Source organism: Rhodococcus sp. WS1, from assembly GCF_003797745.1.
Taxonomy (GTDB): Bacteria; Actinomycetota; Actinomycetes; order Mycobacteriales; family Mycobacteriaceae; genus Rhodococcus_F; species Rhodococcus_F erythropolis.
Window position 1 is genome coordinate 2,530,531 of sequence record NZ_RKLZ01000001.1, and the last position, 26,904, is coordinate 2,557,434.

At 63.2% G+C, this 26,904-nt stretch carries 26 protein-coding genes; 16 read left to right on the forward strand and 10 right to left on the reverse strand.

Annotation, left to right across the window (positions count from 1 at the left end; translation table 11 throughout):
- Positions 1 to 24 precede the first annotated feature (24 nt).
- Together kstR and otsB are read left to right on the forward strand one after the other, a co-directional pair.
- Positions 25 to 663, forward strand: coding sequence for a cholesterol catabolism transcriptional regulator KstR (gene kstR, locus EEB12_RS11630; RefSeq protein ID WP_003945752.1), 639 nt, complete (start codon positions 25 to 27; stop codon positions 661 to 663).
- An 87-nt stretch (positions 664 to 750) separates the two neighbouring features.
- Positions 751 to 3,291 carry a trehalose-phosphatase gene (gene otsB / locus EEB12_RS11635; RefSeq protein WP_141487798.1) on the forward strand — a complete coding sequence of 847 codons (2,541 nt, stop codon included), beginning with the start codon at positions 751 to 753 and terminating at the stop codon, positions 3,289 to 3,291.
- 3 nt (positions 3,292 to 3,294) lie between these two features.
- On the opposite strand, the gene EEB12_RS11640 is transcribed toward otsB, so the two are convergent.
- Positions 3,295 to 4,383: a LacI family DNA-binding transcriptional regulator gene (locus EEB12_RS11640; RefSeq protein ID WP_007733995.1), complete on the reverse strand. Its 1,089-nt coding sequence runs from the start codon at positions 4,381 to 4,383 to the stop codon at positions 3,295 to 3,297.
- A gap of 139 nt (positions 4,384 to 4,522) precedes the next feature.
- On the opposite strand from EEB12_RS11640, the gene EEB12_RS11645 reads away from it, so the two are divergent.
- The 7 genes from EEB12_RS11645 (at position 4,523) to EEB12_RS11675 (ending at position 10,421) form a co-directional block, all read left to right on the forward strand.
- Positions 4,523 to 5,473: a metal ABC transporter solute-binding protein, Zn/Mn family gene (locus tag EEB12_RS11645; protein ID WP_019746850.1), complete on the forward strand. Its 951-nt coding sequence runs from the start codon at positions 4,523 to 4,525 to the stop codon at positions 5,471 to 5,473.
- Between the two features lie 102 nt (positions 5,474 to 5,575).
- Positions 5,576 to 6,436 carry a metal ABC transporter ATP-binding protein gene (locus EEB12_RS11650; protein ID WP_029254441.1) on the forward strand — a complete coding sequence of 287 codons (861 nt, stop codon included), beginning with the start codon at positions 5,576 to 5,578 and terminating at the stop codon, positions 6,434 to 6,436.
- Positions 6,433 to 7,314, forward strand: a complete 882-nt coding sequence (locus EEB12_RS11655; protein ID WP_003945811.1) for a metal ABC transporter permease — start codon at positions 6,433 to 6,435, stop codon at positions 7,312 to 7,314. The genes EEB12_RS11650 and EEB12_RS11655 overlap by 4 nt, the downstream gene beginning before the upstream one ends.
- 34 nt (positions 7,315 to 7,348) lie before the next feature.
- Positions 7,349 to 8,110 (forward strand): LamB/YcsF family protein, encoded by a 762-nt coding sequence (locus tag EEB12_RS11660; protein ID WP_141487799.1) that lies wholly within the window; start codon positions 7,349 to 7,351, stop codon positions 8,108 to 8,110.
- A complete protein-coding gene (gene pxpB / locus EEB12_RS11665) occupies positions 8,107 to 8,721 on the forward strand; it encodes a 5-oxoprolinase subunit PxpB (protein WP_081098415.1) in 615 nt (204 codons plus the stop codon). The genes EEB12_RS11660 and pxpB overlap by 4 nt, the downstream gene beginning before the upstream one ends.
- A gap of 57 nt (positions 8,722 to 8,778) precedes the next feature.
- The gene (locus tag EEB12_RS11670; RefSeq protein WP_141487800.1) at positions 8,779 to 9,651 is read left to right on the forward strand and encodes a biotin-dependent carboxyltransferase family protein; all 873 of its coding nucleotides are present in this window, start codon (positions 8,779 to 8,781) and stop codon (positions 9,649 to 9,651) included.
- 77 nt (positions 9,652 to 9,728) lie between these two features.
- A complete protein-coding gene (locus EEB12_RS11675; protein WP_020723635.1) occupies positions 9,729 to 10,421 on the forward strand; it encodes an LpqN/LpqT family lipoprotein in 693 nt (230 codons plus the stop codon).
- 88 nt (positions 10,422 to 10,509) lie between these two features.
- Here the strand turns inward: EEB12_RS11675 and EEB12_RS11680 are convergent, their stop codons facing one another.
- The gene (locus EEB12_RS11680; protein WP_141487801.1) at positions 10,510 to 11,208 is read right to left on the reverse strand and encodes a hypothetical protein; all 699 of its coding nucleotides are present in this window, start codon (positions 11,206 to 11,208) and stop codon (positions 10,510 to 10,512) included.
- Between the two features lie 309 nt (positions 11,209 to 11,517).
- On the opposite strand from EEB12_RS11680, the gene EEB12_RS11685 reads away from it, so the two are divergent.
- A complete protein-coding gene (locus tag EEB12_RS11685; protein ID WP_225320267.1) occupies positions 11,518 to 12,240 on the forward strand; it encodes a hypothetical protein in 723 nt (240 codons plus the stop codon).
- Between the two features lie 172 nt (positions 12,241 to 12,412).
- The gene (locus EEB12_RS11690; protein WP_019746842.1) at positions 12,413 to 13,210 is read left to right on the forward strand and encodes a helix-turn-helix domain-containing protein; all 798 of its coding nucleotides are present in this window, start codon (positions 12,413 to 12,415) and stop codon (positions 13,208 to 13,210) included.
- Between the two features lie 4 nt (positions 13,211 to 13,214).
- Here EEB12_RS11690 and EEB12_RS11695 read toward each other — a convergent pair whose 3' ends face one another.
- The gene (locus EEB12_RS11695; RefSeq protein WP_029537512.1) at positions 13,215 to 14,204 is read right to left on the reverse strand and encodes an iron-siderophore ABC transporter substrate-binding protein; all 990 of its coding nucleotides are present in this window, start codon (positions 14,202 to 14,204) and stop codon (positions 13,215 to 13,217) included.
- A gap of 199 nt (positions 14,205 to 14,403) precedes the next feature.
- Here EEB12_RS11695 and EEB12_RS11700 point away from each other — a divergent pair, with 199 nt between their 5' ends.
- Together EEB12_RS11700 and EEB12_RS11705 are read left to right on the forward strand one after the other, a co-directional pair.
- Entirely contained in the window at positions 14,404 to 16,032 is a 1,629-nt protein-coding gene (locus EEB12_RS11700) for an ABC transporter transmembrane domain-containing protein (RefSeq protein ID WP_020968390.1), read from the forward strand.
- A complete protein-coding gene (locus tag EEB12_RS11705; RefSeq protein ID WP_141487802.1) occupies positions 16,029 to 17,810 on the forward strand; it encodes an ABC transporter ATP-binding protein in 1,782 nt (593 codons plus the stop codon). Before EEB12_RS11700 ends, EEB12_RS11705 begins: the two co-directional genes overlap by 4 nt.
- Positions 17,811 to 17,844: 34 nt before the next feature.
- Here the strand turns inward: EEB12_RS11705 and rlmB are convergent, their stop codons facing one another.
- From rlmB to carD, 5 genes are read right to left on the reverse strand one after another with little or no spacing between them, the layout of a single operon-like run.
- Positions 17,845 to 18,822: a 23S rRNA (guanosine(2251)-2'-O)-methyltransferase RlmB gene (gene rlmB / locus EEB12_RS11710; RefSeq protein WP_020906105.1), complete on the reverse strand. Its 978-nt coding sequence runs from the start codon at positions 18,820 to 18,822 to the stop codon at positions 17,845 to 17,847.
- Positions 18,823 to 18,824: 2 nt separating this feature from the next.
- Complete coding sequence (gene cysS, locus EEB12_RS11715) at positions 18,825 to 20,219, reverse strand: cysteine--tRNA ligase (RefSeq protein ID WP_003945830.1); 1,395 nt, start codon at positions 20,217 to 20,219, stop codon at positions 18,825 to 18,827.
- Between the two features lie 11 nt (positions 20,220 to 20,230).
- Positions 20,231 to 20,707, reverse strand: coding sequence for a 2-C-methyl-D-erythritol 2,4-cyclodiphosphate synthase (gene ispF / locus EEB12_RS11720; RefSeq protein ID WP_020968387.1), 477 nt, complete (start codon positions 20,705 to 20,707; stop codon positions 20,231 to 20,233).
- Positions 20,708 to 21,406 carry a 2-C-methyl-D-erythritol 4-phosphate cytidylyltransferase gene (gene ispD / locus EEB12_RS11725; protein WP_080908898.1) on the reverse strand — a complete coding sequence of 233 codons (699 nt, stop codon included), beginning with the start codon at positions 21,404 to 21,406 and terminating at the stop codon, positions 20,708 to 20,710.
- Between the two features lie 22 nt (positions 21,407 to 21,428).
- Entirely contained in the window at positions 21,429 to 21,917 is a 489-nt protein-coding gene (gene carD / locus EEB12_RS11730; RefSeq protein WP_003945666.1) for an RNA polymerase-binding transcription factor CarD, read from the reverse strand.
- Between the two features lie 265 nt (positions 21,918 to 22,182).
- On the opposite strand from carD, the gene EEB12_RS11735 reads away from it, so the two are divergent.
- Entirely contained in the window at positions 22,183 to 22,818 is a 636-nt protein-coding gene (locus EEB12_RS11735; RefSeq protein WP_021342814.1) for a copper chaperone PCu(A)C, read from the forward strand.
- 98 nt (positions 22,819 to 22,916) lie between these two features.
- Entirely contained in the window at positions 22,917 to 24,350 is a 1,434-nt protein-coding gene (gene radA, locus EEB12_RS11740; protein WP_003945739.1) for a DNA repair protein RadA, read from the forward strand.
- Between the two features lie 23 nt (positions 24,351 to 24,373).
- Here the strand turns inward: radA and EEB12_RS11745 are convergent, their stop codons facing one another.
- A complete protein-coding gene (locus tag EEB12_RS11745) occupies positions 24,374 to 24,934 on the reverse strand; it encodes a PaaI family thioesterase (protein WP_019746834.1) in 561 nt (186 codons plus the stop codon).
- 96 nt (positions 24,935 to 25,030) lie between these two features.
- Between EEB12_RS11745 and disA the strand changes: the two genes are divergently transcribed.
- On the forward strand, positions 25,031 to 26,116 hold the full coding sequence (gene disA, locus EEB12_RS11750) for a DNA integrity scanning diadenylate cyclase DisA (RefSeq protein WP_024487741.1): 1,086 nt from the start codon (positions 25,031 to 25,033) through the stop codon (positions 26,114 to 26,116).
- Between the two features lie 25 nt (positions 26,117 to 26,141).
- Here disA and EEB12_RS11755 read toward each other — a convergent pair whose 3' ends face one another.
- The gene (locus EEB12_RS11755; RefSeq protein WP_019746833.1) at positions 26,142 to 26,885 is read right to left on the reverse strand and encodes a DUF4232 domain-containing protein; all 744 of its coding nucleotides are present in this window, start codon (positions 26,883 to 26,885) and stop codon (positions 26,142 to 26,144) included.
- Between the last annotated feature and the right edge of the window lie 19 nt (positions 26,886 to 26,904).

The window sequence follows — 26,904 nt, forward strand, 5'->3', positions numbered from 1 at the left end:
GTCAAGGCGCGAAGGAATTTGTCGATGACCACAACATCCCGATCCCGCTCCAACGCGGTTGCTTCTGCAACGCTCGGGGACGACGATCTCAGCTCCAACGCGCAACGTGAACGCCGCAAGCGGATTCTCGACGCAACCCTCGCCCTGGCGTCCAAGGGTGGCTACGAGGCTGTTCAAATGCGCGCCGTGGCCGAGCGCGCCGACGTCGCAGTCGGAACGCTCTATCGCTACTTCCCGTCCAAGGTTCACCTGTTGGTGTCCGCTCTGGCACGCGAATTCGAGAAGATCGATTCCAAGGGCAAGATCCCACCTGGAACCAGCCCGCTCGAGCGGATGCAGCTGATCCTCAGCCTCATCACCCGCGCGATGCAGCGCGATCCGCTCCTCACCGAAGCCATGACTCGCGCGTTCATGTTCGCCGATGCCTCCGCAGCGGCAGAGGTCGATCAGGTGGGCCAGTTGATGGACCGCCTCTTCGCACGAGCGATGACCGAAGAGGAGCCGACCGAAGAGCAGTTGGCAATCGCGCGCGTGATCTCCGATGTGTGGCTGTCCAATTTGGTGGCCTGGCTCACGCGACGTTCTTCGGCTACCGATGTCGCCAATCGACTGGAATTGACGGTTGAACTGCTGCTCGGTGATGGAACACGGAAACCCGAATAGACATCCTTTGTCGCATCTGTCATTTTTGCACTGATCTGGCAGAAACGTATCGAGCCAGGAGTCGCTGCATCACCTAGATTTGAAGAGGTGAGCGCACAAGATCTGTCCATCGAACTCCGCCGAGCGCTGTCGGGCGTGGCACGCACGCCGCGTCTGCTCGTAGCCTCCGACTACGACGGGACGATGGCACCCATCGTCGCCAACCCGGACAAGGCGTATCCCCGCGCGGAAACGGTGCGTGCGCTCCGCTCCCTCGCCAGCCTGGCGTCGACGACTGCTGCCGTGATCTCGGGCCGCGCCCTCAAGGATCTGGCGGCGCTGTCCCGGCTTCCCGCCGAAGTGCAATTGGTCGGCAGCCACGGCTCCGAGTTCGACATCGGATTCGTTCACGCGATCGACGCCGACGCCAGGAAACTGCTCGACGAGATCGTCACCGAGTTAGGCCGAATTGCCGCCGATACCCCCGGCGCAACTGTGGAGAAGAAGCCCGCCAGCGTCGCCTTGCACGTACGCAACACGAGCGCCGACGACGCCGAGAAGGCGCTCATCGCCGTTCGCACCGAATCGGCCCTCTGGCCGGGTGTTCAGGTCACCGAGGGTAAGTCGGTGGTCGAGTTGGCGGTCATCGCCACCGACAAGGGCCACGCACTCGACTTGATCCGCCATCAGGACGGCGCTACCGCTGCCGTCTTCATCGGGGACGACGTGACCGACGAAAAGGCGTTCAGCAGGCTGCAGGGGCCGGACATCGGAATCAAGGTCGGCAGCGGGGACACCGTCGCCGACCATCGCGTCGACAGCACCGAGGATGTCGCTGCTGCTCTGGCGTTCCTGCTCGACGAGCGCCGTACGTGGCTTTCCGGTGCCGACGCTCCGCCCATCGAGCGACTCTCGATGCTCGCCAGTCCGCGGACCGTCGCTTTGGTGACCCCGGATGCGACGCTGACCTGGTTGTGTCACCCGGAACCGGATTCCGCGGCGGTCTTCGCGCACCTTCTCGGCGGAACCGGGGCCGGCCACTTCTCGGTCGGGCCTCGCCGCACAGCGTTGCCACTGAGCCAGAAGTACATCGACAGCACGATGACCGTTCAGACCCGCTGGGCGAGCCTGTCCGTCACCGACTACCTCCCGCACGACGTCCCGCAGGGACGAACCGACCTGACCCGCATCATTTCCGGTCAGGCCGACGCGATCGTCTCGTTTGCACCCCGTCCCGAGTTCGGCCAGGGTCAGGTCACGCTCGAGGTCGTCGACGAGGGCATTCGGGTCCTCGGCACCAACGAGCCGTACGTGCTCCGCTCCCCCGGCGTTATGTGGAACATCGCCACCGACGGAAACCAGCAGACTGCCCACGCCATCGTCGAGCCGTCCAAGGGTGACGTCGTACTCGAATTGCGCTGTGGAACAGAAGAACTCGGCCCTTCCGAAGTTCCGGAACTCGAGCGTCGAGCGACCTCGGAGGCATACTGGTCCGATTGGGCCAAGACGCTCGAACTGCCGAAGCTGAAGCCGGACTTGATGAAACGCTCGGCGCTGACCTTGCGCGGGCTGGTTCATGCCGATTCCGGTTCCATCATGGCCGCCGCCACAACATCCCTGCCGGAAGAGATCGGCGGAGTCCGCAACTGGGACTACCGCTACTGCTGGTTACGCGACGCCGCCCTCACCGCAACAGCTCTCGTGAGCGTCGGATCCACCGATGAAGCCGAGAACTACCTCGACTGGGTCCACCGCGTGCTCGAAACGCTGCCGGGACCCGAGCGCCTGCACCCCCTCTACACGCTCTACGGGACTTCGCTACCGCCAGAGGCCGTCATCGATTCACTTCCCGGATACGCCGGCTCCAGGCCGGTCCGCGTCGGAAACGCCGCGAATCAGCAGGTTCAACTGGACGTGTTCGGCCCGATCGTCGAGCTGATCGTCGAACTGGCGAATGCACGCGAAAAGGCCGGTGCCCCCGATCCTTTGAGTGACCGCGACTGGGAACTGGTGTGCGCCATGGTCGAAGCAGTGCAGCGGCGCTGGTTCGAACCGGACCACGGAATCTGGGAAATTCGCGACAACCCGCGCCACCACGTCTATTCCAAGGTGATGGGTTGGGTCACCGTCGACCGCGCCGTCGATCTTGCTACCCGCTTTTCTCGCGAGGCTCTGCCCGAGTGGGCGGAACTGCGTGACCAGATCGCCGACGAAGTGCGACACAAAGGCTGGAAGGACGACGTCCAGTCGTACACCGCGGCCTACGACGGTACCGATCTCGACGCCGCTACTCTGCACATCGGACTGTCGGGACTGATCGATCCGACGGATCCACGCTTTGCAGCGACCGTCGTAGCCACCGAAGCTGAACTACGCAGCGGCTCAACGGTATACCGATACCATCACGACGACGGTTTGCCCGGCATCGAAGGTGGGTTCCACCTCTGCGCCGCCTGGCTCGTCGAGGCCTACCTACTGATCGGACAACGCCTGCAAGCAGAGGCACTGTTCGATCAGTTGGTCGCGGCAGCGGGTCCCACCGGACTACTCGCGGAGGAGTACGACCCCATCGCGGAACGCTCGCTGGGCAACCATCCCCAGGCGTACAGCCATCTGGGATTGTTGCGGTGCGCGCAACTCCTGGCGTGAGCGCTACCCCTTGATCCGACCTGATGTTCGCCCTGCCAGTAGTTCGGTGTCGAGCATCTCGACTATCGGAACGCCGGATCCAGACGGCGACATCAGGAGCGCACCGGCGCGCCGGCCCTTCTCTTCCTGGGGCTGGCGCACCGTTGTCAGTGATTCGCGCAGCGCCTCGTCGACGCCGTCGAATCCGGTGATCGACAGTTGGCCAGGTACATCGATGCCCTGCCAGCGCGCCCAGTCCAAGGCGCCGAGAGCCAGCACGTCGGTGGTGCAGACCAGTGCGGTGATCTCCGGGTTGGTCGCGAGAGCTTCCGCCGCCGCCGAGTGCCCGGACTGCGATGTGTGGACGTACCGCTCGATCACCGTGAGTGAGAGTGGGTCCATGTCGGACGCCACCATCGCGTCGCGCACTCCTTCGATGCGCTCACGCTGGACGTGGAAGTGCGGGGACTTGAGTCGTTCCTGGCTGACAACGCCGTCCATCCGGTCGCGCCCCAGCCTCATGCAGAGCACGCCGATGTCGCGGTGGCCCAGCCCGATGAGGTAATCGGCGACCTTGCGCATGGCAGCGCGGTCGTCGATGCCCACGAGAGACGCACCGGGGATCTCGCGAGGCTGGTCGCACACGACGATCGGAATATGACGCTCGAGCACGGCAGCGAGATACGGATCGTCGTCGGCCACGGAGTAGACGACAAAGCCGTCGACGCCCGCCTGCTGGACCACGGCTGCAGCATCCACCTCGTCGCGCCCGGGCCCGGCCGGGATGAGCAGCAAGCCCTGGCCGGCGTCCTCACACGATTCCGAGAGACCGGCGAGGAAGCTCATGGCGGCCGGGTCGCGGAACGAATAACTGAGTGCTTCGGTGAGCAGGAGACCGACGGCACCGGCTTTGCGAGTTCGCAAGGAGCGGGCGACCGGATCGGGTCCGGGATATCCGCGTCGCTTGGCCGCTTGGAGCACTCGATCCCGCAGCTCGACGGAGAGCTGATCGGGTCGGTTGTACGCGTTCGAGACTGTAGTTCTCGACACATTGAGCTCGGCGGCAAGCGACGCCAAAGTGGCTTGACGGCGTGGCTGACGGGACCGGGGCATAAACGGACGTTAGCCGTAGTGCCCGCAGACGGCGCGTTGGGGCTGAACCGAAGGTGAACTACCAGCGACTATGCGCTAATGTGTAACGGTAACGGTTTCCAATAGCATTTAGCCCAGCCTTTGTTCAGGAGAAAAGCACGTGCGTTCGTCGTCGAAATTCCGCACCGCCACCGCCCTCGCGGCCGTCTCGGTCGCCGCAGCATTCGCGCTCACCGCGTGCAGCTCCAGCTCGTCGAAAGACGAAGGCATCACCGTCGTCGCATCGACGAACGTGTGGGGCGACGTCGCGCAGGCCGTCGCCGGCGACAAGCTGACCGTGACGTCGATCATCAACGAGCCGTCCGCGGACCCGCACTCGTTCGAGGCGACTCCAGCCGATGCCGCCAAGATCACCGACGCATCGCTTGTCGTCTACAACGGTGGCGGCTACGACCAGTTCATCACCGACGTCCTCGACGCGGGCAAGGGTGAGCAGAAGACGGTCAACGCCTACAACCTGCTCGACGGTGGCATCCACGCCGGCGAAACCGCGGGCGAATCGCATGACGGTCACACCCACGGCGCAGTCAACGAACACGTCTGGTTCGACATTCCGACCGTCGACGCCGTCGCACATTCGGTTGCCGATCAGCTGAGCGCTCTCGATCCGGACAACGCGGCGACCTACGAGGACAACGCGAAGGCATACAGCCAGAAGCTCGCCGGCGTCACAGCGATCACCGATTCCATCGCCGCTGCCCACGCGGGCGCACCGGTGGCGCAGACCGAGCCGATCGCGCACTACCTCCTGGTCGCAGCTGAACTGAAGGACGCAACTCCCGAAGAGTTCACCAGTGCCATCGAAGACGGCAACGATCCTTCACCGGCCGCAATCGCCGCAACGCGCCAGCTCCTCTCGGAGAAGCAGGCCCGCGCACTGGTCTACAACATCCAGACGCAGGACAAAGTGACCCAGGACATGCGCACCACAGCCGAAACCGCCGGAGTGCCTGTCGTCGAGGTTACGGAGACTCTCCCCGAGGGCCTGGACTACATTCAGTGGCAGACGCAGACCGCGGAGTCGCTCGCAAACGCCCTCTCTGCCCAGTAATTATTTGCCCCACCATTTCCGAGAAGAACCGATCGGCTTGTGACAGAAACTTCCGCGAATACTCCTGTGCCCCCTGGTAACACCGTGCCTTCTGATAACACCGTGCCTTCAAAGGCCTCCGTGCCCGCTGTGACGCTGAAGGACGCTCGATTGTCCTTCGGCGCCCGCACATTGTGGGACGGGCTCGATCTCGAGGTACAGCCAGGTGAGTTCATCGCCGTACTCGGACCGAACGGGTCGGGCAAGACCTCGCTCCTGAAGATTCTGCTGGGCCAACTACAACTCAGCGGTGGTAGTGCACAGATCGTCGGCACGCCGGCACGGGCCGGGAACTCACACGTCGGGTACATCCCGCAGCAGAAATCCATCGACGACGGCCTCCCGCTCCGCGGCCGCGACCTGGTAGGCCTCGGCGTCGACGGTCACCAGTGGGGTACAGGCCTACTGCGCCGGGGGCGTCGCCGCAAGATCGTCGACGACGCCATCGCACAGGTCAGCGCCCAGTCGTTTGCCGACGCTCCCATCGGTTCCATGTCCGGCGGTGAGCAGCAGCGACTGCGGATCGCACAGGCTTTGGTCGGCGACCCGCGGATCCTGCTGTGCGACGAGCCGCTGCTCAGCCTCGACCTCGCCAACCAGCACCTGGTCTCGACGCTGATCGACAAGCGTCGGCGCAGCCATGACACCGCAGTGCTGTTCGTGACGCACGAGATCAATCCGATCCTGCCGTTGGTCGATCGAGTGCTCTATCTGGTGGACGGCAAATTCCGGATCGGGACGCCGGCCGAAGTGATGACGTCCGAGGTTCTCTCGGATCTGTACAACACCGACGTCGAAGTGTTGCAGGTTCGTGGCCGCCTCGTCGTGATCGGCACCGGAGACGCCATCGACGCACTCGGCAGCGCAGGCGGACTACGCCCGGGAGAAGGCGTTCACCATTCTGATGAGGATCACCACCAGTGAGTAACAAGTTCACCGACGCGATGTCGCGAATGTTCGACGTGTCCGCCACCGTCGACCTACTGCAGTACGACTTCGTCCAACAGGCGTTGATTGCCGGTGCCATCCTCGGATTGTTGGCAGGCATCATCGGGCCGCTGATCGTGAGTCGTCAGATGTCGTTCTCGGTGCACGGAACGAGCGAGCTGTCACTGACGGGTGCATCCGCCGCACTTCTCGTCGGTGTGGGCGTCGGCTTCGGCGCCATCGTCGGATCCGTGGTCGCAGCTGTGCTGTTCGGGCTGCTCGGAGCCAAAGCGCGCGACCGAGATTCGGTGATCGGCGTGATCATGGCTTTCGGTCTCGGCCTGTCGGTGTTGTTCCTCTGGGCGTACGACGGTCGCACGGGAACCAGCTTCTCACTGTTGGTCGGACAGATCGTGGCGCCGGGAAACAGCGGTCTCGAACTTCTGCTGCTGTGCGCGGTCATCGTGATCGGCACACTCGGATTCATCTACCGCCCTTTGCTGTTCGCAAGCACCGACCCCGAAGTTGCTGCAGCTCGCGGTGTTCCGGTTCGGGCACTGTCGATCGTGTTCGCCGTGTTGGTCGGCATCACCGCAGCACTCGGCGTGCAGATCGTCGGCGCGCTGCTGGTGATGTCGCTGCTGATCACTCCCGCAGCGGCCGCCGCGTACGTCACGGCAAGCCCACTCAAGGCGACAATTCTCTCCGTCGTCTTCGCCGAACTCGCAGCCGTCGGCGGCATCCTTCTCTCGCTGGCCCCCGGCGTTCCCGTCTCGAGTTTCGTCACCTCGGTCTCGTTCGTGATCTACCTGATATGCCGACTCTTCGGATCCGCACGCCGCAAGAATGCGGGACGGATTCCGGCGCACGCCTGAACACCGAGAGCCCATACCTACCTAGAATCGAGGGATGGGCTACAGCGTTGATCTGAACAGCGACCTCGGCGAGGGCTTCGGAGCCTGGACCCTGGGCGACGACGACGCCATGCTCGAACTTGTCACCAGTGCGAACATCGCCTGCGGATTCCATGCCGGTGACCCGACAACGCTGTTGGCGACTTGCGAATCCGCAGCCACCCGCGGCGTGCGGATCGGCGCGCAGGTGGGTTACCGAGACCTCGCCGGTTTCGGCCGACGCTTCATCGACATGTCCCCGAAAGACCTCACCGCCGACGTCATTTATCAAATAGGGGCACTCGACGGTTTGGCTCGTGTCGCCGGATCGCGGGTCACGTACGTCAAACCCCACGGCGCGCTTTACAACGCAATAGTCCATCACCGACGGCAGGCGCGGGCCGTGGTCGCCGCCGTCGTTGCCTACGACAGTTCGCTACCTGTTCTCGGACTACCTGGTTCGATGTTTCTGGAAGAGGCGCGCGAAGCCGGTCTCGACGTGGTCGCCGAGGCTTTTGCCGATCGCGCGTACACGGCAGAAGGCACCCTGGTCCCCCGCACCGAGTCGGGCGCCGTTCTGCACGACCCGGCGCTTGTTGCAGAACGGGTTCGGCGAATGGTCGTCGACGGCGAGTTGGATGCGGTCGACGGGAGCACCCTCAAAATCACCGCGGAGTCGGTGTGCGTACACGGTGACAGTCCGGCAGCCGTCGACATGGCCGCAGCGATCCGCGATCTCCTCGAATCCTCCGACGTCGAGATCACACCGTTCACATGATCACGATCCTGCCCGCCGGTGAATCCGCAGTCCTCGTCGAATACGACGAACTGCCGAGCGTGCTGGGCAACTTCAGGGCTCTCGACGCCAGTCGGATCCCCGGAGTGATCGATCTGATTCCCGCGGCGCGAACCATCCTGATCGAGTACGACAACACGATTACCGGACGCAAACTCGTGGAGAAATGGGTACGTGGGGCCGTACCCATCGAACTCACAGCAGATGAGAGCGGGCCTGCTGTCGAGATTCCGGTCCGCTACGACGGCGACGATCTCGTCGAAGTGGGCAAGCTGACCGGACTCGGGGTCGACGGTGTCATCGAGGCTCACACGTCTGCGTCGTGGACCGTCGCGTTCATCGGTTTCGCCCCCGGCTTCGCGTATCTGACCAGCAACGAGAGAAAGCTCGAAGTTCCACGTCGATCGGACCCGCGCAGGCAGGTCCCGGCCGGTGCAGTCGGGTTGGCCGGACCGTTCTCGGGCGTCTACCCGCGTATCTCCCCGGGCGGCTGGCAGTTGATCGGAACGACGGAACTGTCGGTGTGGGATGCCGAGCGCCGCCCGCCGGCGCTGCTTCTACCCGGCACCACAGTCACCTTTGTCCGTGCATGATTTCGGTGCAAGGATGATTTTGGTGTCTTCACCGCGTTGTTGCGGGACAATGGATTCATGGCCTGGCTCGAGGTAGTGCGTACCGGCCCGCTCGCCACAGTTCAGGACCGCGGGCGGAGAGGCTACGGCGCTCTCGGGGTCGGCAGATCCGGCGCCGTCGACATGATCTCGCACGACAGCGCGAACAGACTCGTAGGCAACACTTTTCGAGCAGCAACCATCGAAGTCACCACTGGGGGTTTTGCGATGCGGGCCGTCGGTTCGATGACGGTGGCAGTGACAGGCGCGCGGGTGCCGCTGGCCATCGACGGACGGCCGGCACCTGACTACGCGAGCATCCACCTGGGCGGTGGCAGCATTATCGAATTGGGTTACAGCACAACCGGGTTGAGAACGTATATCTCTGCACGCGGTGGCGTCGACGTCCCACAGGTACTCGGCAGCAGATCCGCCGACACACTCTCCGGGCTCGGGCCGCCGCCGCTCGCCGCCGGCGATCTACTCCTCCTCGGGGCAGAGGAAGGGACGTGGCCCACCGAAGAGTTGATTCCACCGCCCGCACCTGCACTCGGCGCGGTTCCGATCGAGATCACGCTCGGCCCCCGAAATTCCTGGTTCACCGCCGCATCCGTTCACGCGCTCCTTCACGCCACGTGGAAAGTCACCGAACACACCAACCGAGTCGGGGTCCGGTTACAGGGCCAAGGGCCTTTACATCGCTCACGCACCGAGGAATTGCCGAGCGAAGGCGTCGTGATGGGATCCATCCAAGTGCCGCCAGGCGGCCAGCCCGTCGTGTTTCTGGCAGACCATCCCGTGACCGGCGGATACCCGGTCATCGCCGTCGTTTCCGACGCAGGGATTGCATCGCTGGCACAGCTGCGGCCCGGCAGCACCATTACCTTGAAGGCCACTACCAGGCCGTCCTAGCGCTGATAGTCTCAGCCGCGCCAGCAATGCTGCCGGCGGCGCTCGGCCGTCGCCAGAACCTGAAGGACTTTCACACTATGAGCCCTAAGAGCAGCACACTTGCTCTCGGAATAGCGTCACTGATCACTGCTGCACTCGTCCTGTCCGGATGCAGCAGTTCGGAAAGCGGCGACGCTGTCTCCAGTGATACCAGCACCAGTGAGACCACTGCTTCCGAAAGTTCTGCATCCTCGTCGTCTGCCGCTGCCGCGACGCCGACCTTGAGGGACGGAACACCGTTCATCGGTGAGCGGACGACGATCGAAACCGGCGACGACCCCGAAGCGCCGAGCATCAGCGTCAGCCTCCCGCCGAGCTGGACTCACGGCGAGAACATCCCTGCCGGCGTTACGGATGCGTTGTCCAGCAACAGCCAGGAACCCAGCGGTTTCATGCCGAACACCACCGTGACGGTCGAAAACCAAGGCACCGCAACAAAAGACGAGGTTCTTGCCGCTGCGCGTGAAACGATCGCCACCCTCGACGGGTGGACAGAAGTGAAGTACACCGAGATCGACGTCGACGGACAACAGGGGTTCCGCCTCTCCGGAACCTGGACCGCCCCAAACCTGGACGTTCCGCTCTACGCCGTCATGACAGTCGTCGCTTACCAAGCCGACGACAACTCGCCGGTCTACCTGGTCAGCTTTGCGAATCAGTTCACCGACACGACGAACATGCAGACCTCCAACCAGGTGGAGGAAATCAACACCTCGATCGAATTCGGCTGAGCACCTCATGATTTGAGCGCTTGATCACCGAACAACCGCGGCGGGCCGAGACTACGACAGTCTCGGCCCGCCGTTTCACAACTCTCGCCTAGCTGGAGCCGAACAGGCCGCTGAGGGAACCGAGGCCACCACTCAACAAGCCGAGCGATCCGGTTCCGCCACCGGTTCCGGGGCCAGTGGGATCAACCGGATCAACGGGATCAACCGGGTCAACGGGATCGACCACATCCGCGGCGCGGACAGTGATGGACGGGCCCAAGTTGGCGAAATTCGCACTCGACTGGAATCCGTTGCCCATCACCGTGGCACCAACCGCCAATCCACTTCCGTACACGGTTCCCGGCGCACACGAAGCAGTGACCGTGTAGCTGGTCTTCATGGTCACCGGTTTGCTGCCGTTGTTGATCCAGCCGGCACTGGTCACCTCGAGCGTCGTGGCTGTCAGTTCCGGCGTTTCAGTGGTTTCGGTCATCGTCCCGCCAACGTGAAACTTCGTGACCTTCGCCGAGCCCGGGACAAAGGTCAAGCAGGCGGCATGCGTCTCGGTGAACCTGCTGATATATCCGTCGATTCCGCTCTTCTTCGACACTGTCGTGTAGGTGATCGTGTCACCGATCTTCGGGGACGCATTGTCCACGGTGCGAGTAAATGTGTAGGCACCAGAAGTTGCCGTCTCGGCAGTCGCGACTCCCGCACCCAGCGCGCTTGCACCCACAGCGAGAGCGATCGCCCCCAAACCAGCTCCAACGGTGGACAGTCTTCGATTCCTGGATCCAAACTTTGCCATGAACAATCTCCACTCTGTGAGGTTCCAGGACAACCGAATTCGTTGATTACTGAAACTTGTTGCAACCCGACTCTCGAAGTACGATACAGTCGACCTGGACATTCGCCCAGCTTTTCGCCGACTTGGTCGCCAATCAGTTAACAACAGGCAATCGAGGTCGAAAAAGTCCTCTTAATTCGGACTTTTCCGTAAATTCTGCCGAACTGACACATAGGCAAGCGTCCGATAGGTTTCAATGGTTACCACGGCGCAACCTTTGAAGAGTCATCCCCATCGCCGTCAGCGTGAACCCCTCGAACGGAGAATTTCATGTCACGTTTCTCAATGCGCAAAACACTCACCGGAGTAGCAATCGCTGCGCTTGCAACCAGCGGACTTCTCATCGGCACCGGAGCTGCGCACGCAGATGCCGCGCACCCGAAGACCAACACCGTGACTTCGAACCAAGTCACGATCACCAAGAGCGTCGTAGGCGACGGAGAAGTGGCGCCCGGCGGAAAATTGACCGTCCGCACCACGGTTTCGGCCAACGGCCATCCGGACTTCTTCGTCAACAAGTTCGTCGACCGTTTCCCGGCCGGATACACCTACATCAAGGACAGCGCCTCGATCGATTCATGGCACTTTCTCGGACTGACTCAGAAAACCGAGAAGGTCTCCCCCACCGTCGACAATGCGGCGCGCACCGTCACAATTCCCGATGCGGGTTGGAATGTCTCGATCACCGGCAGCAAGACAGTCACTTTCGAAGTGAGCTACTTGGTTCCGACCAACGCACAGCCGGGAACTTACGTCGAGCTCCCCAGTTCCATCGGCATCTCGCTGTGGGGCAGTGATCAGAACATCGGCGATGTCTACGCCAAGATCCGCGCCAAGAACCCCGGTGAGGCTGCCGCATCGGGCTCGGCAGATCTGGGCTTCGGCTCTTCTGACGGCGAGGGCGGAACCGGTTCGGCCGGTTCGTCCATCCTCGACAACCCGGCCGGCTTCATCTCCGACATCATCAGCGGTGTCCTGGCCAACGGCAGCTGATTCACCTGCTCCACCTGTAAACACTCCGTCGGGGAATGTGATCGAGGGTGGCATCGAGTTTTCGGACTCGGTGCCACCCTCGGTCTTTTGTCGCGACCGCACTCCCCCGTGCCCTGGATCAAAGAACCAAATAGGAAAGCATTACCTAAGTCATTCGCGGTATGATCCACCGATGAGTTCCACAGGATTTCCGTACTGGGCTGTGCCGGCAGGCCGGTACGTTCCGCTCCCCTTCGCCATGACTACGTCCACCATCGGGCGCGATCAGAAGCGCGCGTGGCGTGAGATCCGCCATCCCGAGCACGAACTCCTGTGGGGCGCTTCCGGCGAGATGAGCGCGTACATCGACGACGTTCGTTGGCAGATCCCACCGACGGTCGGCATGTGGATTCCGGCTGGAACTCCACGGCGCATCACGCTCGGCGCATCCACCGAGGCTCGCTTCACCTATTTCCGGCCCGAGTCGTTCCCCCACCCGTGGACAAAACCCGCGATCATCGGCATCGACGACGTGGTCAAGACGATGCTCATCCATCTGCACCAGCGAAACATGCCTACCGAGGCTCGCTTGCGGGCGGAATCCGTAGTCTTCGACACGCTCGCGCCCATCGAGGCGGCTGATGTCGCAGTGCCGATGCCCGCCGATCCCCGGGCCCTCGCCGTTGCACGCCGCTTGATCGCCGACCCCGCCGATCAACGCGGGCTTGCCGATTGGGCCTATGTGGTCGGTGGAAGCCCCCGTACCCTGAGCCGCGTGTTCTCTCAGGGAACGGGGATGTCCTTCACCGAGTGGAGGATTCAAGTTCGCGTCCGCGCCGCGATGTCCTATCTCGCTGCGGGCGTTCCTGTTTCGACGGTTAGCCGTCGCGTCGGATACGAAACCCCCAGCGCCTTCACCAGCGTGTTCCGCAAGGTCACCGGACGAACACCGAAGAACTATTACTCGGACGCGTGCGAATTGTCAGCCTAGCTGGTCAGAAGCCGTTCATCTTCGAGACCAGTTCGGCGAAGGCATATTTGACGCTCAGCGACGTGGGCGAAGCCAGTGCCATGACTCGGGCCAGACCGAGCTGCTGAATCAGCCTGCCGTCCTTGACTGCAGGCAGGTCGGCAAACAACTTGTCCCCCATCAATCCGGGGAGCCCCTGACCACTCGCGTCGTTGAGCACGATCACGTCCGCGTCCAGTTCGTTGTACTGTTCGCGCGATGCAGTCACCGACCCCTGGGTGTCCCCGCACAGCTCTGCGCTTCCGGCCGACTGCTTCAGTCCGAGCTGGGACATCAGGATGACTCTGCCGTCGTCGGCGCAGTAATTGGTGAGGCCGTCGATGTTTCCCGAGAGGAAGGTCAAGGTTTTCCCGTTCAGATTCGGGGACCCAGCAGCCAGGTCGGCTATGGAATCGTCAGTTTCCTCGATCAGCTCAGCCGCCCGCTTCGGTTGTCCGAGTACTGAACCGATGGTCGACATCTGCTCTTGCCACGTAGTCGCCCATGCGGTCTCCTTGAACGGAATCGTGGGTGCGATCTGAGAAAGACGTGCATAGTCGTCTTCGGTGATTCCCGAGACCACCGCGATGATCACGTCCGGCTCCAACGCCAGGATCTGCTCGAAAGGCACACCGGAAGTGCTGTCGAGCAACGTGGGTTCGACGTCGCCCAACAATTCTTCGTCCCACGGCAGGATTCCGTTCTCCAAGCCTGCCCCGCTGAACGACTCCATGGCGACGGGCGTCTTGCCCAGTGCCAGGACCGAATCCTGGCTGTTCCAGCCGATGGTCACGATCCGCTGAGGTTCGGTCTCGATGGTGGTCGAGCCGTACGCGTGATCTACGGTGACCGGCAGCGCACCGGTCTCGGCCAACTGCGTCGTGTCCTCCGACGCTGTTGACTCGGTGCTGCTCTGGCAGCCTGCGAGCAGGGCAATCGCGGCCAACGCAGCCACTATTCGGGTAGTGCTTTTCATCTTCTGTCAGCTCTCTTCGCAAACGTACTTGTTTCGACCAGGCAGGTATATCGAGACCTGATCCCGGTAATGGGGTGTCGATACTCCATCTGTCCGCTGCCGCGTAGCCCTTGGCATCTGCGAGCACTTTCCGCACCCGCTCCGGCTCTACCGTAGAACTGCACAACGAGTGTTCAGATCTGGGCGAGGAGTTTCACGAGTGTCAGCGCTGCCCGAAACTCGTTCCGGTCCGATGGAGATGATCAGAGTCGGATCGTTCTCCTCCGGACGCGGCCCGCGACTGGTTGCAGCCGTCACCGGCCAGGCGTCGTATCAGGTAGCTCAAGCCCTCATTCCGGTGCTGATCGGTACCGTCGTCGACCGTGCAATCGGAAAGTCCGACAGCACAGCACTTCTCGTGTGGCTTGCTGTGTTGTGTGCTCTGTTCGTGGGACTTGCTCTGTCGTGGCGCATCGCGGTTCGCCTGAACACGCAGGTCTTCGTCTACGGCGAACACGACCTACGATTGAACGCTGCCAGACGGGTCCTCGATGCCAGAGGCATGCAAGCTCAGCGCTCGACGGGTGAAGTTCTCACCATCTCCACCTCGGACGCCTCACACGTCTCGGGCTTCTCCTGGGTTGTCGCCGAACAGGGCTCAGCTTTTGCGGGGCTCGCCGCGGCAGTGATTTCGCTTGCCTTCGTCTCGTGGCCGCTCGCACTGATCGTCGTACTCATCACTGCTGCGCAGCTCGTATTCATCCACAAGATCAGCGGTCCACTGGACGAGCGTGTGTATGCAGAGCAGAAGAAGGCAGCCGAGGCAGGCATGCTTGCAACTGATTTCACGCTGGGTCTGCGGGTACTGAAGGGTTTCGGGGCTGAGCCCACGGCCCTGTCGCGATACGTCAACGCGAGCCGGGAGTCGATGAAGGCAGCGATCCGGACGGTCAGAGCAATGTCCAGCCTGACCGCGCTCAATTCCGGGGTCTCCGCGTTGGTGCTGGCTTCGGTCGCGCTTGGAGCCGCGTGGATGGCGCATCAAGGCACGATCACCGTGGGCAACTTCGTCACCGTTGTCGGCTTGAGCAGGGTCATTGCCGGTCCGATGGAAACTCTGGGGTTCTTCGGTGCAGAACTCGCTGCCAAGCGAGGCTCCGCACGCAGACTGTCCGAACTCCTGGCCGAGCCGCACCTGATCGAACTGCCGCCTTCCACCGCCCCGATCAGCGCTGTCAGAAGTGAAGACGCCCTGCTGATTTCGACGGACAACGGAACTGTCGTCTCAGCTCGCCGCGGCGAGGTGGTGGGCGTGCGCGCGGACGATTCCGCTCACCGACTGGCACGCCAACTCGCCTTTCAGACTCCGCTGGACCCCGACTGCTACTTCGTATTCGGCACCGATGCAACCGAACTCGGTCCGGACGGAGTTCGCGATCAGGTGTTCGTCTCCACTCATGAAGGGACCGTGTTCACCGGCACCGTCTTCGACAATCTGGCTGCACCGAACGTCGACTCGTCGGCAATGACGTCATCTGCGCTCGACGACGTGTTGACGCATCTGCCCGACGGCCACCTCTCCGAGGTAGGTGAGCAAGGAAAGAAACTCTCCGGAGGTCAGCGCCAACGACTTCTGCTCGCCCGCGCTTTGCATCAACCCCAGCCGATCCTGGTCCTCCACGAACCCACCACTTCCGTGGACTCTGTCACCGAGCATCGAATTGCACACTCACTGAGAAACTTTCCCGACAAGGCCATTGTGGTGATCACCTCGAGTCCGACCTTGCTCCATTCGTGTGACCGTGTCGTCACGATCGACCACGCCGCTCGGGACGGAGACTCGCTGTGACCGACACCCTTCCGGATACATCTGCTGTTCCGGCTGCATCTGCCTTGCCGATCGCGTCGACCACACAGACGGTCCACGCATTGATCGCACTGCTTCGGCCACGGGGGCGAGCGCTCGCACTCACGACCGTCGTACTTCTCTCCGCTACGGCCTGCGGCCTGTCCACCCCGGCGCTGCTCGGGCTCATGGTCGATGCGGTTACGGAGGGCAAACCGTTTGTCTCACTTCTGCGTATCACCGCATTCATGCTCGGTGCAGCGGCAGCAGGAGTTGCGCTGACCTGGTGGAGCACACAGCTTCTCGCGAATGTCGCGCAGAACGTGCTGGCCGATCTTCGTGAGGACGTGTTCGCCGCCACGCTCGCGCAGCCGTCGTCACTGGTCGAGGATGCCGGAACCGGTGATCTGATTTCCCGGGTCTCGGGTGACGTCGAAGCGGTCAACACCGTTATCGCACGGGTGCTGCCCGCAACGGTGTCCGCCCTGTTCATGATTTCACTGACGCTTGTCGGTGTGGGAGTGATCGATTGGCGATTCACCGTGGCAATCGTTGCCGTTGCACCAATTCACTATTTCGCTCTTCGCCATTTCCTCCGACGCTCCGGACCCGTCTACCGACGCTCTCGCGCTGCGCAGGCCAGGCGGGGACAGCAGCTCATCGAAACCCTGGGTGGTGCAGGTACTGTCACTGCCCTGCGTCGAACCGACGAGCACATCGGCCGAATCGCCGAGACCTCCGAGCATGCCATCAGCTTCGACATGCAGGCAGTTCGACTGCGCACCAACTTCTTCGCTCAACTCAACGGCGCCGAACTGCTCGGACTGGCCGCGGTCCTGAGCGTCGGCTACTGGCTCGTGACCACGGGATCGGTGTCCATCGGGGCCGCTACCGCCGCTGCGCTCTACTTCCACAGTCTGTTCAGCCCCATCGCGGTATTTCTCTCGAACATCGACGAATTGCAGGATGCGGGTGCCAGCCTGGCTCGCCTGATCGGTGTCACCGCGATGCCCGGGCGTCCCGCGAGCATTCCTGCCTCGGCTCGGTCCGCACCCATCGGAGTCGACGTGAAGCGGGTTTCTTACTCGTACGACAACTCCACCCCGGTGATCGATTCGATCTCGATCTCGATCGCACCGGGGGAACGAATCGCCGTCGTCGGCAGCAGTGGTGCCGGAAAGACCACACTCGCCAAACTGATTGCCGGCATCATTCCCGTCGGGGACGGGCGAATCACCGTCGACGGCACACCGATTGACGACCTGAGTGATGCCGAACTTCGGCACAAAGTCGTCCTGGTCAGCCAGGAAGTTCACGTGTTCGTCGGGACGATCGCCGACGATCTCCGGTTGTGCGCACCAGATTCGGACGATGCGAAGATCACCGAAGCCGTCGAAACGATGAAAGCTCAATGGATCCATGAGCTTCCGGACGGGCTCGAGACCAGGGTCGGGGCGGGCGGGTACCAGTTGACGGCGGCACAGGCACAGCACATAGCCCTCGTCCGGCTGGCTCTGCTCGACCCGCCCGTCGTCATCCTCGACGAGGCGACTGCCGAAGCCGGAACCACTGCAGCAGGTCTACTCGATCAGGCAGCCGAGCTTGCAGTCACCGGCAGGACTGCCGTGGTGATCGCACACCGCCTGAGCCAAGCAGTCCGCGCCGATCGCATACTCGTCATGAGCGGTGGCCGCGTGGTCGAGAGCGGGACACATGACGAACTGATCGGCGCGGACGGTTCCTACGCTGCACTGTGGGAAGCCTGGTCGGTACGGAGCTAGAACCCCGCCAGGCTCACCTGAAAGCCGTTACAACTCAGCTGCTACGACGCCTGCGGGCGATGTCCGCCAGGACGACTCCGGCGGCAACCGAGGCGTTGAGCGACTCGACCGGACCCGCCATCGGAATCGACAGGATCGCGTCGCAGTTCTCGCGGACGAGGCGCGAAAGGCCCTTGCCCTCGGAACCGACCACGATCACCACGGGACCGCTGCCGTCGAAATCGTCGAGAGTGGTGTCACCTTCGGCGTCGAGACCGACGACCTGAACACCCTTCGACGCCCAGTCCTTGAGCGTGCGGGTGAGGTTGGTTGCCCGAGCAATCGGCAGACGAGCGGCAGCACCGGCGCTGGTACGCCAAGCGACAGCACTCACGCTCGCGCTACGACGCTCCGGAATCACGACGCCGTGTCCACCGAAAGCTGCGACCGAGCGCACAACGGCACCCAGGTTGCGGGGATCGGTGATGTTGTCCAGCGCGACGAGCAGTGGCGGCTCGGCGTGCTTACGTGCCTCGGACAGAAGATCGTCCGGGTGCGCGTAGCGGTACGGCGGAACCTGCAGGGCGATGCCCTGGTGAAGGCCGTTGGCGCTGAGGCGATCCAGATCCGAGCGCGGCACCTCGAGGATGGAGATACCGGCGTCGGCAGCCCGCTGAACGGATTCCTTCAACCGGTCGTCGCTCTCGGTACCGACAGCCACCCACAGCGCCGTCGCCGGAACACCCGCGCGCAGACACTCCACCACCGGGTTGCGACCGAGCACGGTCTCGGGACCGTCGAGAACCTTGCGGCCCGGCCCCGGACGGCCACCGCGGCCCTGGTTCTGCTTCTCGTCGGCCCGGGCGGCGCGCGCTGCACGCTTTGCCGCTGGGTGCTTGGTGCGTGCCTCGGCGGGAGGCGTAGCACCGCGGCCGGCGAGACCACGCTTGTGCTGGCCACCGGAACCGGCAACCTGGCCCTTCTTGGTGCCGCCCTTACGGACTGCGCCGCGCCTGCTCGAGTTTCCAGCCATTGTTACTGCCCTGCCTTAAGGGACCATTCGGGTCCGTCGGGAGTATCGGTTACTTCGATACCCGCCTTGATGAGGCGATCGCGGACCTCGTCCGCCACCGCCCAGTTCTTTTCCGTACGTGCCTGCTGCCGACGATCGAGATCGGCCCGCACCAACACGTCCAAAGCTTCCATTGCCGTCTCGGTGTCGCCACCGGACTGCGTCCAATGCTCGTCGAGTGGGTCGACGCCCAGGATCGCGAGCATGGCCCGCACCTGACCGGCAGCCACCCGAGCCGCGTCGAGATCACCGGCAGCGAGCGCGGAATTACCCTCGCTCGCCTTGCCGTGAATCTCGGCCAACGCGATCGGCACCGACAAGTCGTTGTCGAGAGCCGCCGCGAAACCTTCGGTCCACGTACCGAGTTCGACGCCACCCGCACGCTTGTGTGTGCGCAGGACGAACGACTCGAGCCCCTGGTAGGACTTCGCGCTTTCGTCCAACGCCTCGTCCGAGTACTCGAGATTGGACCGGTAGTGCGCACTACCGAGGTAGTACCGAAGTTCTTGCGGACGAACCTTCTTGAGCACGTTCGGCACCGAGAGAACGTTGCCCAACGACTTGGACATCTTCTCGCCACTCATCGTGACCCAGCCGTTGTGCAACCAGTACTGAGCGAAATCGTCGCCGGCGCACTTGGCCTGCGCAATTTCGTTCTCGTGGTGTGGGAAGACGAGATCGCGTCCACCACAATGGATGTCGAATGCGGCCCCGAGGTAGAACTCCGCCATGGCCGAGCACTCGAGGTGCCAGCCCGGACGGCCAGGTCCCCACGGCGTCGGCCACGAGGGCTCGCCGGGCTTGACGGCCTTCCAGAGGGTGAAGTCGCGAGGATCGCGCTTGCCCTCGGCCGCACTCTCGCCCTGATGAACGTCGTCGAGTTTGTGGCCGGACAGTGCGCCGTACTCGGGGTAGCTCTGCACGTCGAAGTAGACGTCGCCGCCCGCCGCGTACGCGTGGCCGTTCTCGATCAGGCGTTCCATCATCTCGACCATCTGCGTCACGTGACCGGTGGCCCGCGGCTCGATGGACGGCGGCAGCACACCCAGTTGGTCGTAGGCCCACGTGAACGACCGCTCGAACGTCGCCGCCCACTCCCACCAAGGTCGACCGGCGCCGGCGGCCTTGTTGAGAATCTTGTCGTCGATGTCCGTCACGTTGCGCACGAAGGCAACGTCGTTGCCGTGCGCCAACAGCCAGCGTCGCAGCACGTCGAAAGCGACGCCGCTACGAACGTGTCCGATGTGAGGATCGCCCTGAACTGTCGCCCCACACAGGTACACCGATGCATGTCCGGGGGCCAACGGAACAAAATCCCGAAGGGCCCGCGTACCGGTGTCGTATAGGCGCAGGGTCACGACCAGCGATCTTACCTGTCGTGTTCGGTTGTCATGACCAACGCGGTGGCCATGGCGGCGATCCCCTCGCCGCGGCCGGTCAAGCCGAGGCCGTCCGTGGTGGTCGCGGACACCGAAACAGGCGCGCCGAGAATGTCCGAGAGCACCTTCTGCGCCTCGTCGCGTCGCGGCCCGATCTTCGGTCGGTTGCCGATGACCTGCACCGCGGCGTTGCCGACGGTGAACTGGTTCTCTTCGAGCAGTCGACGAACCTCGGCAAGCATTCGAGCGCCGCTCACGCCGTCCCATTCGGGCCTGCCGGTGCCGAAAACCGAACCGAGGTCGCCAAGACCTGCGGCGGAGAGCAACGCGTCACAGAGCGCGTGGACGGCGACGTCGCCGTCCGAATGCCCCGAGCACCCGTCTGCTTCCTCGAACAGCAACCCGGCCATCCAGCAAGGTCGGCCGACCTCGATGGGATGAACATCCGTGCCGAGACCGACGCGCATCTATTTTCCGTCCTGTGAGTCCGCGCTCAACTCTGTCTCCGAGATCAGGAGCGCCCGTGCAAGGACGAGGTCGAGCGGAGTGGTGATCTTGAAGGCGAGAGCGTCGCCGGGAATCGTCTGCACCGAAACACCGAGACGCTCCACCAGAGCGGCGTCGTCGGTCGCGGCGACGTCACCGGCGTCGTACGCACTGTGCAGGACGTCGGTGGAGAAGCCTTGAGGAGTTTGAACCGCACGCAACTCCGAACGCAGAGGCGTTCCGGTGACTGCGCCGAGTACGTCGACCGACTTGATCGTGTCGGTAACCGGGAGTACCGGGATGACAGCGGAGCTGCCGGCTCGGAGAGCGTCGACGACGCGCGCGATCAACGCCGGCGGCGTCAATGCCCGCGCGGCGTCGTGCACGAGTACAAAATCTGCGTCGCCGGCAGCACTGAGACCGGCTCGAACCGAATCGGTTCTTTCGGCACCACCACCGACGACGTCGACGTCCGATGCACGACCGAGGTCGGCCACGACGGATTCGACCAGTTCAGGCGGCACAATGACAACAACGCGGTCGATCGCTCCGGATTTCCGGAGTCCATCGACCGCGCGTGCAAGCATGGTGCACCCACCGAGTTCGACAAATGCCTTGGGCAATTTCTCGCCCAATCGCACTCCCCGACCTGCGGCAGGTACCAGGGCTACTACTGCCACTGTCAGCTTTGTTGTGTTGCAGTCAGGACGCGGCCGCGAGGACCTCGTCGAGAATGGTCTCTGCCTTCTCGGTGTCAGTGCCCTCGGCGAGCGCGAGTTCTCCGACGAGAATCTGACGAGCCTTGGCGAGCATGCGCTTCTCACCAGCGGAAAGCCCGCGGTCCTGCTCACGACGCCACAGGTCACGAACAACTTCCGCAACCTTGTTCACGTCACCTGAGGCAAGCTTCTCGAGATTTGCCTTGTACCGACGAGACCAGTTGGTGGGCTCCTCGGTGTGCGGTGCTCGCAGAACCTGGAAAACCTTGTCGAGGCCTTCTTGGCCGACCACGTCACGAACTCCGACGTACTCTGCGTTGTCTGCAGGAACCCGTACTGTGAGATCGCCTTGAGCGACCTTCAGAACCAGGTACTCCTTCTGCTCACCCTTGATGGTGCGGGTTTCGATAGCTTCGATCAGCGCCGCACCGTGATGGGGGTATACGACGGTGTCTCCGACCTTGAAAATCATGTGTCCCGTGCCCCTTTCGATTCCACTAGTTTAACACGTGAAAGAACCGACCACTCATCAACTGTGCAGGTCAGGGGCATCCTTGCTCGAGCGTAGGGGTTGACAGGGCTTGTTGTACGTGCATTCAACTGGTCTGGAGCACCCCTGCATAACCGACTGAAAGCCCACGCAGACAACCGTTGTGGCGACCCGACGGCCAGCCCGCGGGACCTTATCTACTACTCTGCCTAGTGGAGTGCGAACCTGACGCCGTGGAGGACAAATCGTGACTGCTATCCGTAAGCCGACTCGTCGAGTCGCTACCGCCATTGCACTGGCTGCAGGCGCAGCCATCGCGCTGTCCGCTTGCGGTTCCGGTCAGGTGAGCCAGACCGCCGTCCAGCAGGCCGCCGTGAACGGCAACAGCGCCAACCTCGGTGAGATCGCACTGCGCAACGTGCACATCGCCTACCCCTCGTCCGAGGAATACAGCATCGAGCCGGGCGGCAACGCCGTGCTCGCGTTCACCGTCGTGAACGACAGCGCCGAGACCACGGACAAGCTCGTCAGCATCACCACCGATTACGCAGCACGCGTCATCGCGGGTGAAGAGGTAGGTGGCTTGACGATCAAGCCGCAGACGTCGCTGCAGGCCGGCCAGTTGCCCGCAGGCGAAGGTGCCGCGACCGAGGCAGAGACCCAGATCAAGAACAACGAAGAGAACGACGACGCACCCGCTGCGCTCACTCTCGTCGTTCTGCAGGACATCAAGGCAGGCGTTCGCCCCGGCTTGACCGTCCCGATCACCTTCAAGTTCGAGAAGGCCGGCTCGGTCACCGTCGACGTGCCGGTCGACGCAGGCCCGCAGCTCGAGCGCAACGAGTCGGACAAGTCGCCCGACGTTGCAGAAGCCGGGCACTGAGCCCCGAATCACCAAGGCGCACACTGCGCTTCGCAGAACAACTTCAGAATCACACTAGAGGCGGGGTCCATGTCGGACCCCGCCTCTAGTCTGTCCCGGTGGCCAAAGTGAAATCGAACTACCGATGCTCCGAATGCCAGTCGGTAGTGCCCAAGTGGGTCGGTAGATGTCCGGACTGCGATTCGTGGGGCTCGATGACCGAGGTCGCGGTAGTGGCACCCGTCGCCAGTCGCGCCGGCGCCTCACTCGCCAAAGCAGGATCGAGCGCCGTACTCCCTACGACGCCGGCCACGCCGCTGACACAGATCGACAGCACCTCGACGCAGGCCAAGCCCACCGGGATCGGCGAGTTGGACCGCGTCCTCGGCGGTGGCGTCGTACCTGGTTCGGTGGTGCTGCTCGCGGGCGAGCCCGGAGTCGGAAAATCGACGCTACTTCTCGAGGTCGTCTACCGCTGGGCGATGCGCAGCGCGGATGATCGAGCGTTGTACGTCACGGGCGAGGAGTCCGCCGGTCAGGTTCGACTTCGGGCAGATCGCACCAACTCTGTCCACGAACGGATGTATCTGGCGGCCGAATCCGATCTCGCGACCATCCTCGGCCACATCGAGCAGGTCAAGCCGACCCTGGTCATCGTCGACTCGGTGCAGACCATGCTTGCTGCCGACGTCGACGGAGTCGTCGGCGGCGTGACTCAGGTCAAGGCTGTCACCAGCGCCTTGACCTCCCTGGCGAAGGCCAGTGGAATCCCGGTGCTTCTGATCGGCCACGTCACCAAGGACGGCGCCGTCGCCGGACCGCGCTCGCTCGAGCATCTCGTGGACGTGGTTCTGCACTTCGAGGGTGACAAGCACTCCACGCTGCGCATGGTCCGCGGCGTCAAGAACAGATTCGGTGCGGCCGACGAGGTGGGATGCTTCGAGCTGAGCGAGCAGGGCATCAACGAGATCAGCGATCCGTCCGGCCTGTTCCTGCATCACCGCGAAGAAGCTGTGGAAGGCACGGCCGTCACCGTGATGATGGACGGTAAGCGACCGCTACTCGGTGAAGTTCAGGCCCTCGTCGCCGCCACGCCTCTACCGACACCTCGTCGAGCCGTCAGTGGGCTCGACACCGCCCGTGTGGCCATGGTTCTGGCCGTGTTGGAGCGCCGCGTCGGGGTGTCGATCTCGAAGGCCGACGTCTACGCCGCGACCGTCGGCGGTATGCGGATGACCGAGCCGGGTGCCGATCTGGCTCTTGCCATAGCGGTCGCTTCCGCTGTGAAAGCCAAACCTGTCCCCAAGGGGCTCGTCATCCTCGGCGAGGTCGGACTCGCCGGAGAGGTTCGACGAGTTGCCGGTGTGAACCGACGGCTGATCGAAGCTGCCAGATTGGGATTCACCAGCGCCATCGTGCCGGTCGATTCCGGCCCGAACATTCCCGGCATGCGCGTCAACGAAGTAGCGAACCTGGCCGAGGCACTCGCCTATGCCGGATTGATGGGCGGCAAACAAGCCCCGTCTCGCCCAAAGCTCACTCCGGTGAAGTGACCGGCCTGCGGCCGACTGCCGCGTCAGACCGACGAGGTGCCGAACGGGGAAGTCGGTTCGCCGTCCACGAACTCCTTGGTCTTGGCGAAGTGTTCCGACGTGATGGTCAGGAACAGTCCGCGGGACGTTCCCACCACCGTGTCCGGATCCGCTGTCGGACCTTCGACGATCACCGCTTCCGCGCTGGTGTAGACCTTGCGGCGCACAACGCCGTCGATGCGAGCCCGAAATTCGAGCACCGATCCCAACGGGATGGGCCGGGCGAAGTCGATCTCGAGGTGCCCGGTCACCACCGGCGAGCCGAGAGCCATGCATGCCATGCCTTGCGCCTCGTCGAAAGCCGTCGACAAAATACCGCCGTGAATGACCCCCGGACCGCCCTGATACTTCTTGGCGACCTCCAGACGGCCCGTCACTTCCAACCCGTCACCAGCCCTGAAACTCATCGCCATTCCCGCAGGCTGGTCGTCGCCGCAGCCGAAGCATTTCGACCAGTGCTGAGGCAACTTCTCGCCGGCGGCCGGAAAGAATTCGACCGGCTCCGGGACAGTCAGGTCATCAGGCAGGGTCCAGGTACTACTCATGGATAGGTAATCTAAACGGGGATCAGTCCGGCGCAGGCATCGGACCCGACCGAAGTGACATCGACCTCAGCAGGGAGTTTCTCAATGATCAGTGCGATGGCGGACACACAGTCGTCGTCGGCATTGCGAGAGACCATCGCCAGGTTGGCGCCGGGTACCGCTTTGCGAGACGGGCTCGAACGAATTCTGCGCGGCCGTACCGGCGCGCTGATCGTCCTCGGATACGACGAGGAGATGGAAGCGCTGTGTGACGGCGGATTCAACCTCGACGTGGAGTTCGCACCGACCCGATTGCGCGAGCTCTCGAAGATGGACGGCGCGGTAGTCCTCTCGACGGACGGCACACGCATCGTGCGCGCCAATGTCCAACTGGTTCCCGATCACAAGATTCCCACCGTCGAATCCGGCACCAGGCACCGTGCCGCCGAGCGCACGGCAATTCAAACCGGCTATCCCGTGGTCTCGGTCAGTCAGTCGATGTCGATCGTCAGTGTGTACGTCGGTGGTATCCGGCACGTCATCGACGGCTCGGCCACCATACTTTCGCGCGCCAACCAGGCCGTCGCGACGCTCGAACGATACAAAGCGCGACTCGACGAAGTGACACGGCAACTGTCGGTGGTCGAGATCGAGGATTTCGTGACTCTGCGCGACGCGTTGACCGTCGTACAGCGACTCGAAATGGTTCGCCGTGTGTCGATCGAAATCGAGCAGGATGTCCTCGAGCTCGGCACCGACGGTCGCCAGCTGGCATTGCAGCTCGAAGAACTGGTCGGCGACAACGACATTGCACGTCAACTGATCGTTCGGGATTACCTTGCCGGCCCCGAACCCATCGGCACCGCGGCGATGGACAACGTCCTCGTCGCACTCGATCGCGTCACCGACGCCGACCTACTCGATCTCACGACTCTTGCGCGTGTTCTCGGTTATCCGGGCACGATCGAAGCCCTCGACACTCCGATGACTCCTCGCGGATATCGCGTACTGATGCGTGTACCTCGATTGCAGTTCCATCAGATCCACCGGTTGGTCGGATCATTCGGCACTCTCCAGTCGCTGCTGGCCGCTACGGCTGCCGATCTGCAGTCGGTCGAGGGCATCGGCGGGCTGTGGGCCCGTCACATACGTGAGGGACTTTCCCGGCTCGCGGAGACGTCGATCACCGGATCGTTCAACTAGCGGGCCTGTTCGGGCTTGCCCGCTCTCACGCGATGTTGAACGGCTCCGGGGAGCTTCGCAGTGCGCCGAGCTGACCGACAACCGTGTACGCGCCTGCGCCCACCGGATTGCGCTCGGGGTTCTGCGCGGTCGCGCACTCGGGGGTCGACGTCGTGGCCGACCAGGCGACCTTGAACGCAGCTTGCTCGCCGGGAGCGAGATTGCGCACGTCAGCGGCGGGCTGCGGGTAGCAGTCGACGTTGGACCACAAACGGGTCTTGCCGTCGATGCTGTAGACGAGCACCTGCTGAAGGCCGCCCGCCAGATCTCGATCACAGGGTGCCGAACCGATGTTGGTGATGACGATCGTGAAGGACGGCTCTTCACCAGGAGCGAAGGTCGCCTTGTCTGCGGTCGCCTTGACTGCCAGCGACGAGTCCGCGCACTGACCAGCCGGGACCGGAGCGCCGGTGGTCGACGAGGACGATGCCGACGTCGACGATCCCGAAGCCTGCGTGCCCGAGCCACCTGATCCACCCGCAGCACCGCCACCCGAACCACCGTTACCGTCCGGCGCGTTGGAGCCGGAAGGGTTGGGGGTGAAGGAGACGTCCGTCGTCAGCGAGGAACTCGCAGCGGCCGAATTGGCCTCAGGAGTATCGCTTCCACCGCCGAAGAGGGCGGACGCCGCCCAGATGATCAACGCCAGTGCAATGACGGCGGCACCAATGGCCAGCGCCCGGCGACGCCAGTAGATCTCGGGGGGCAGTGGTCCATTCGGTTCCAACACGGACTCAACGGTAGTTGGC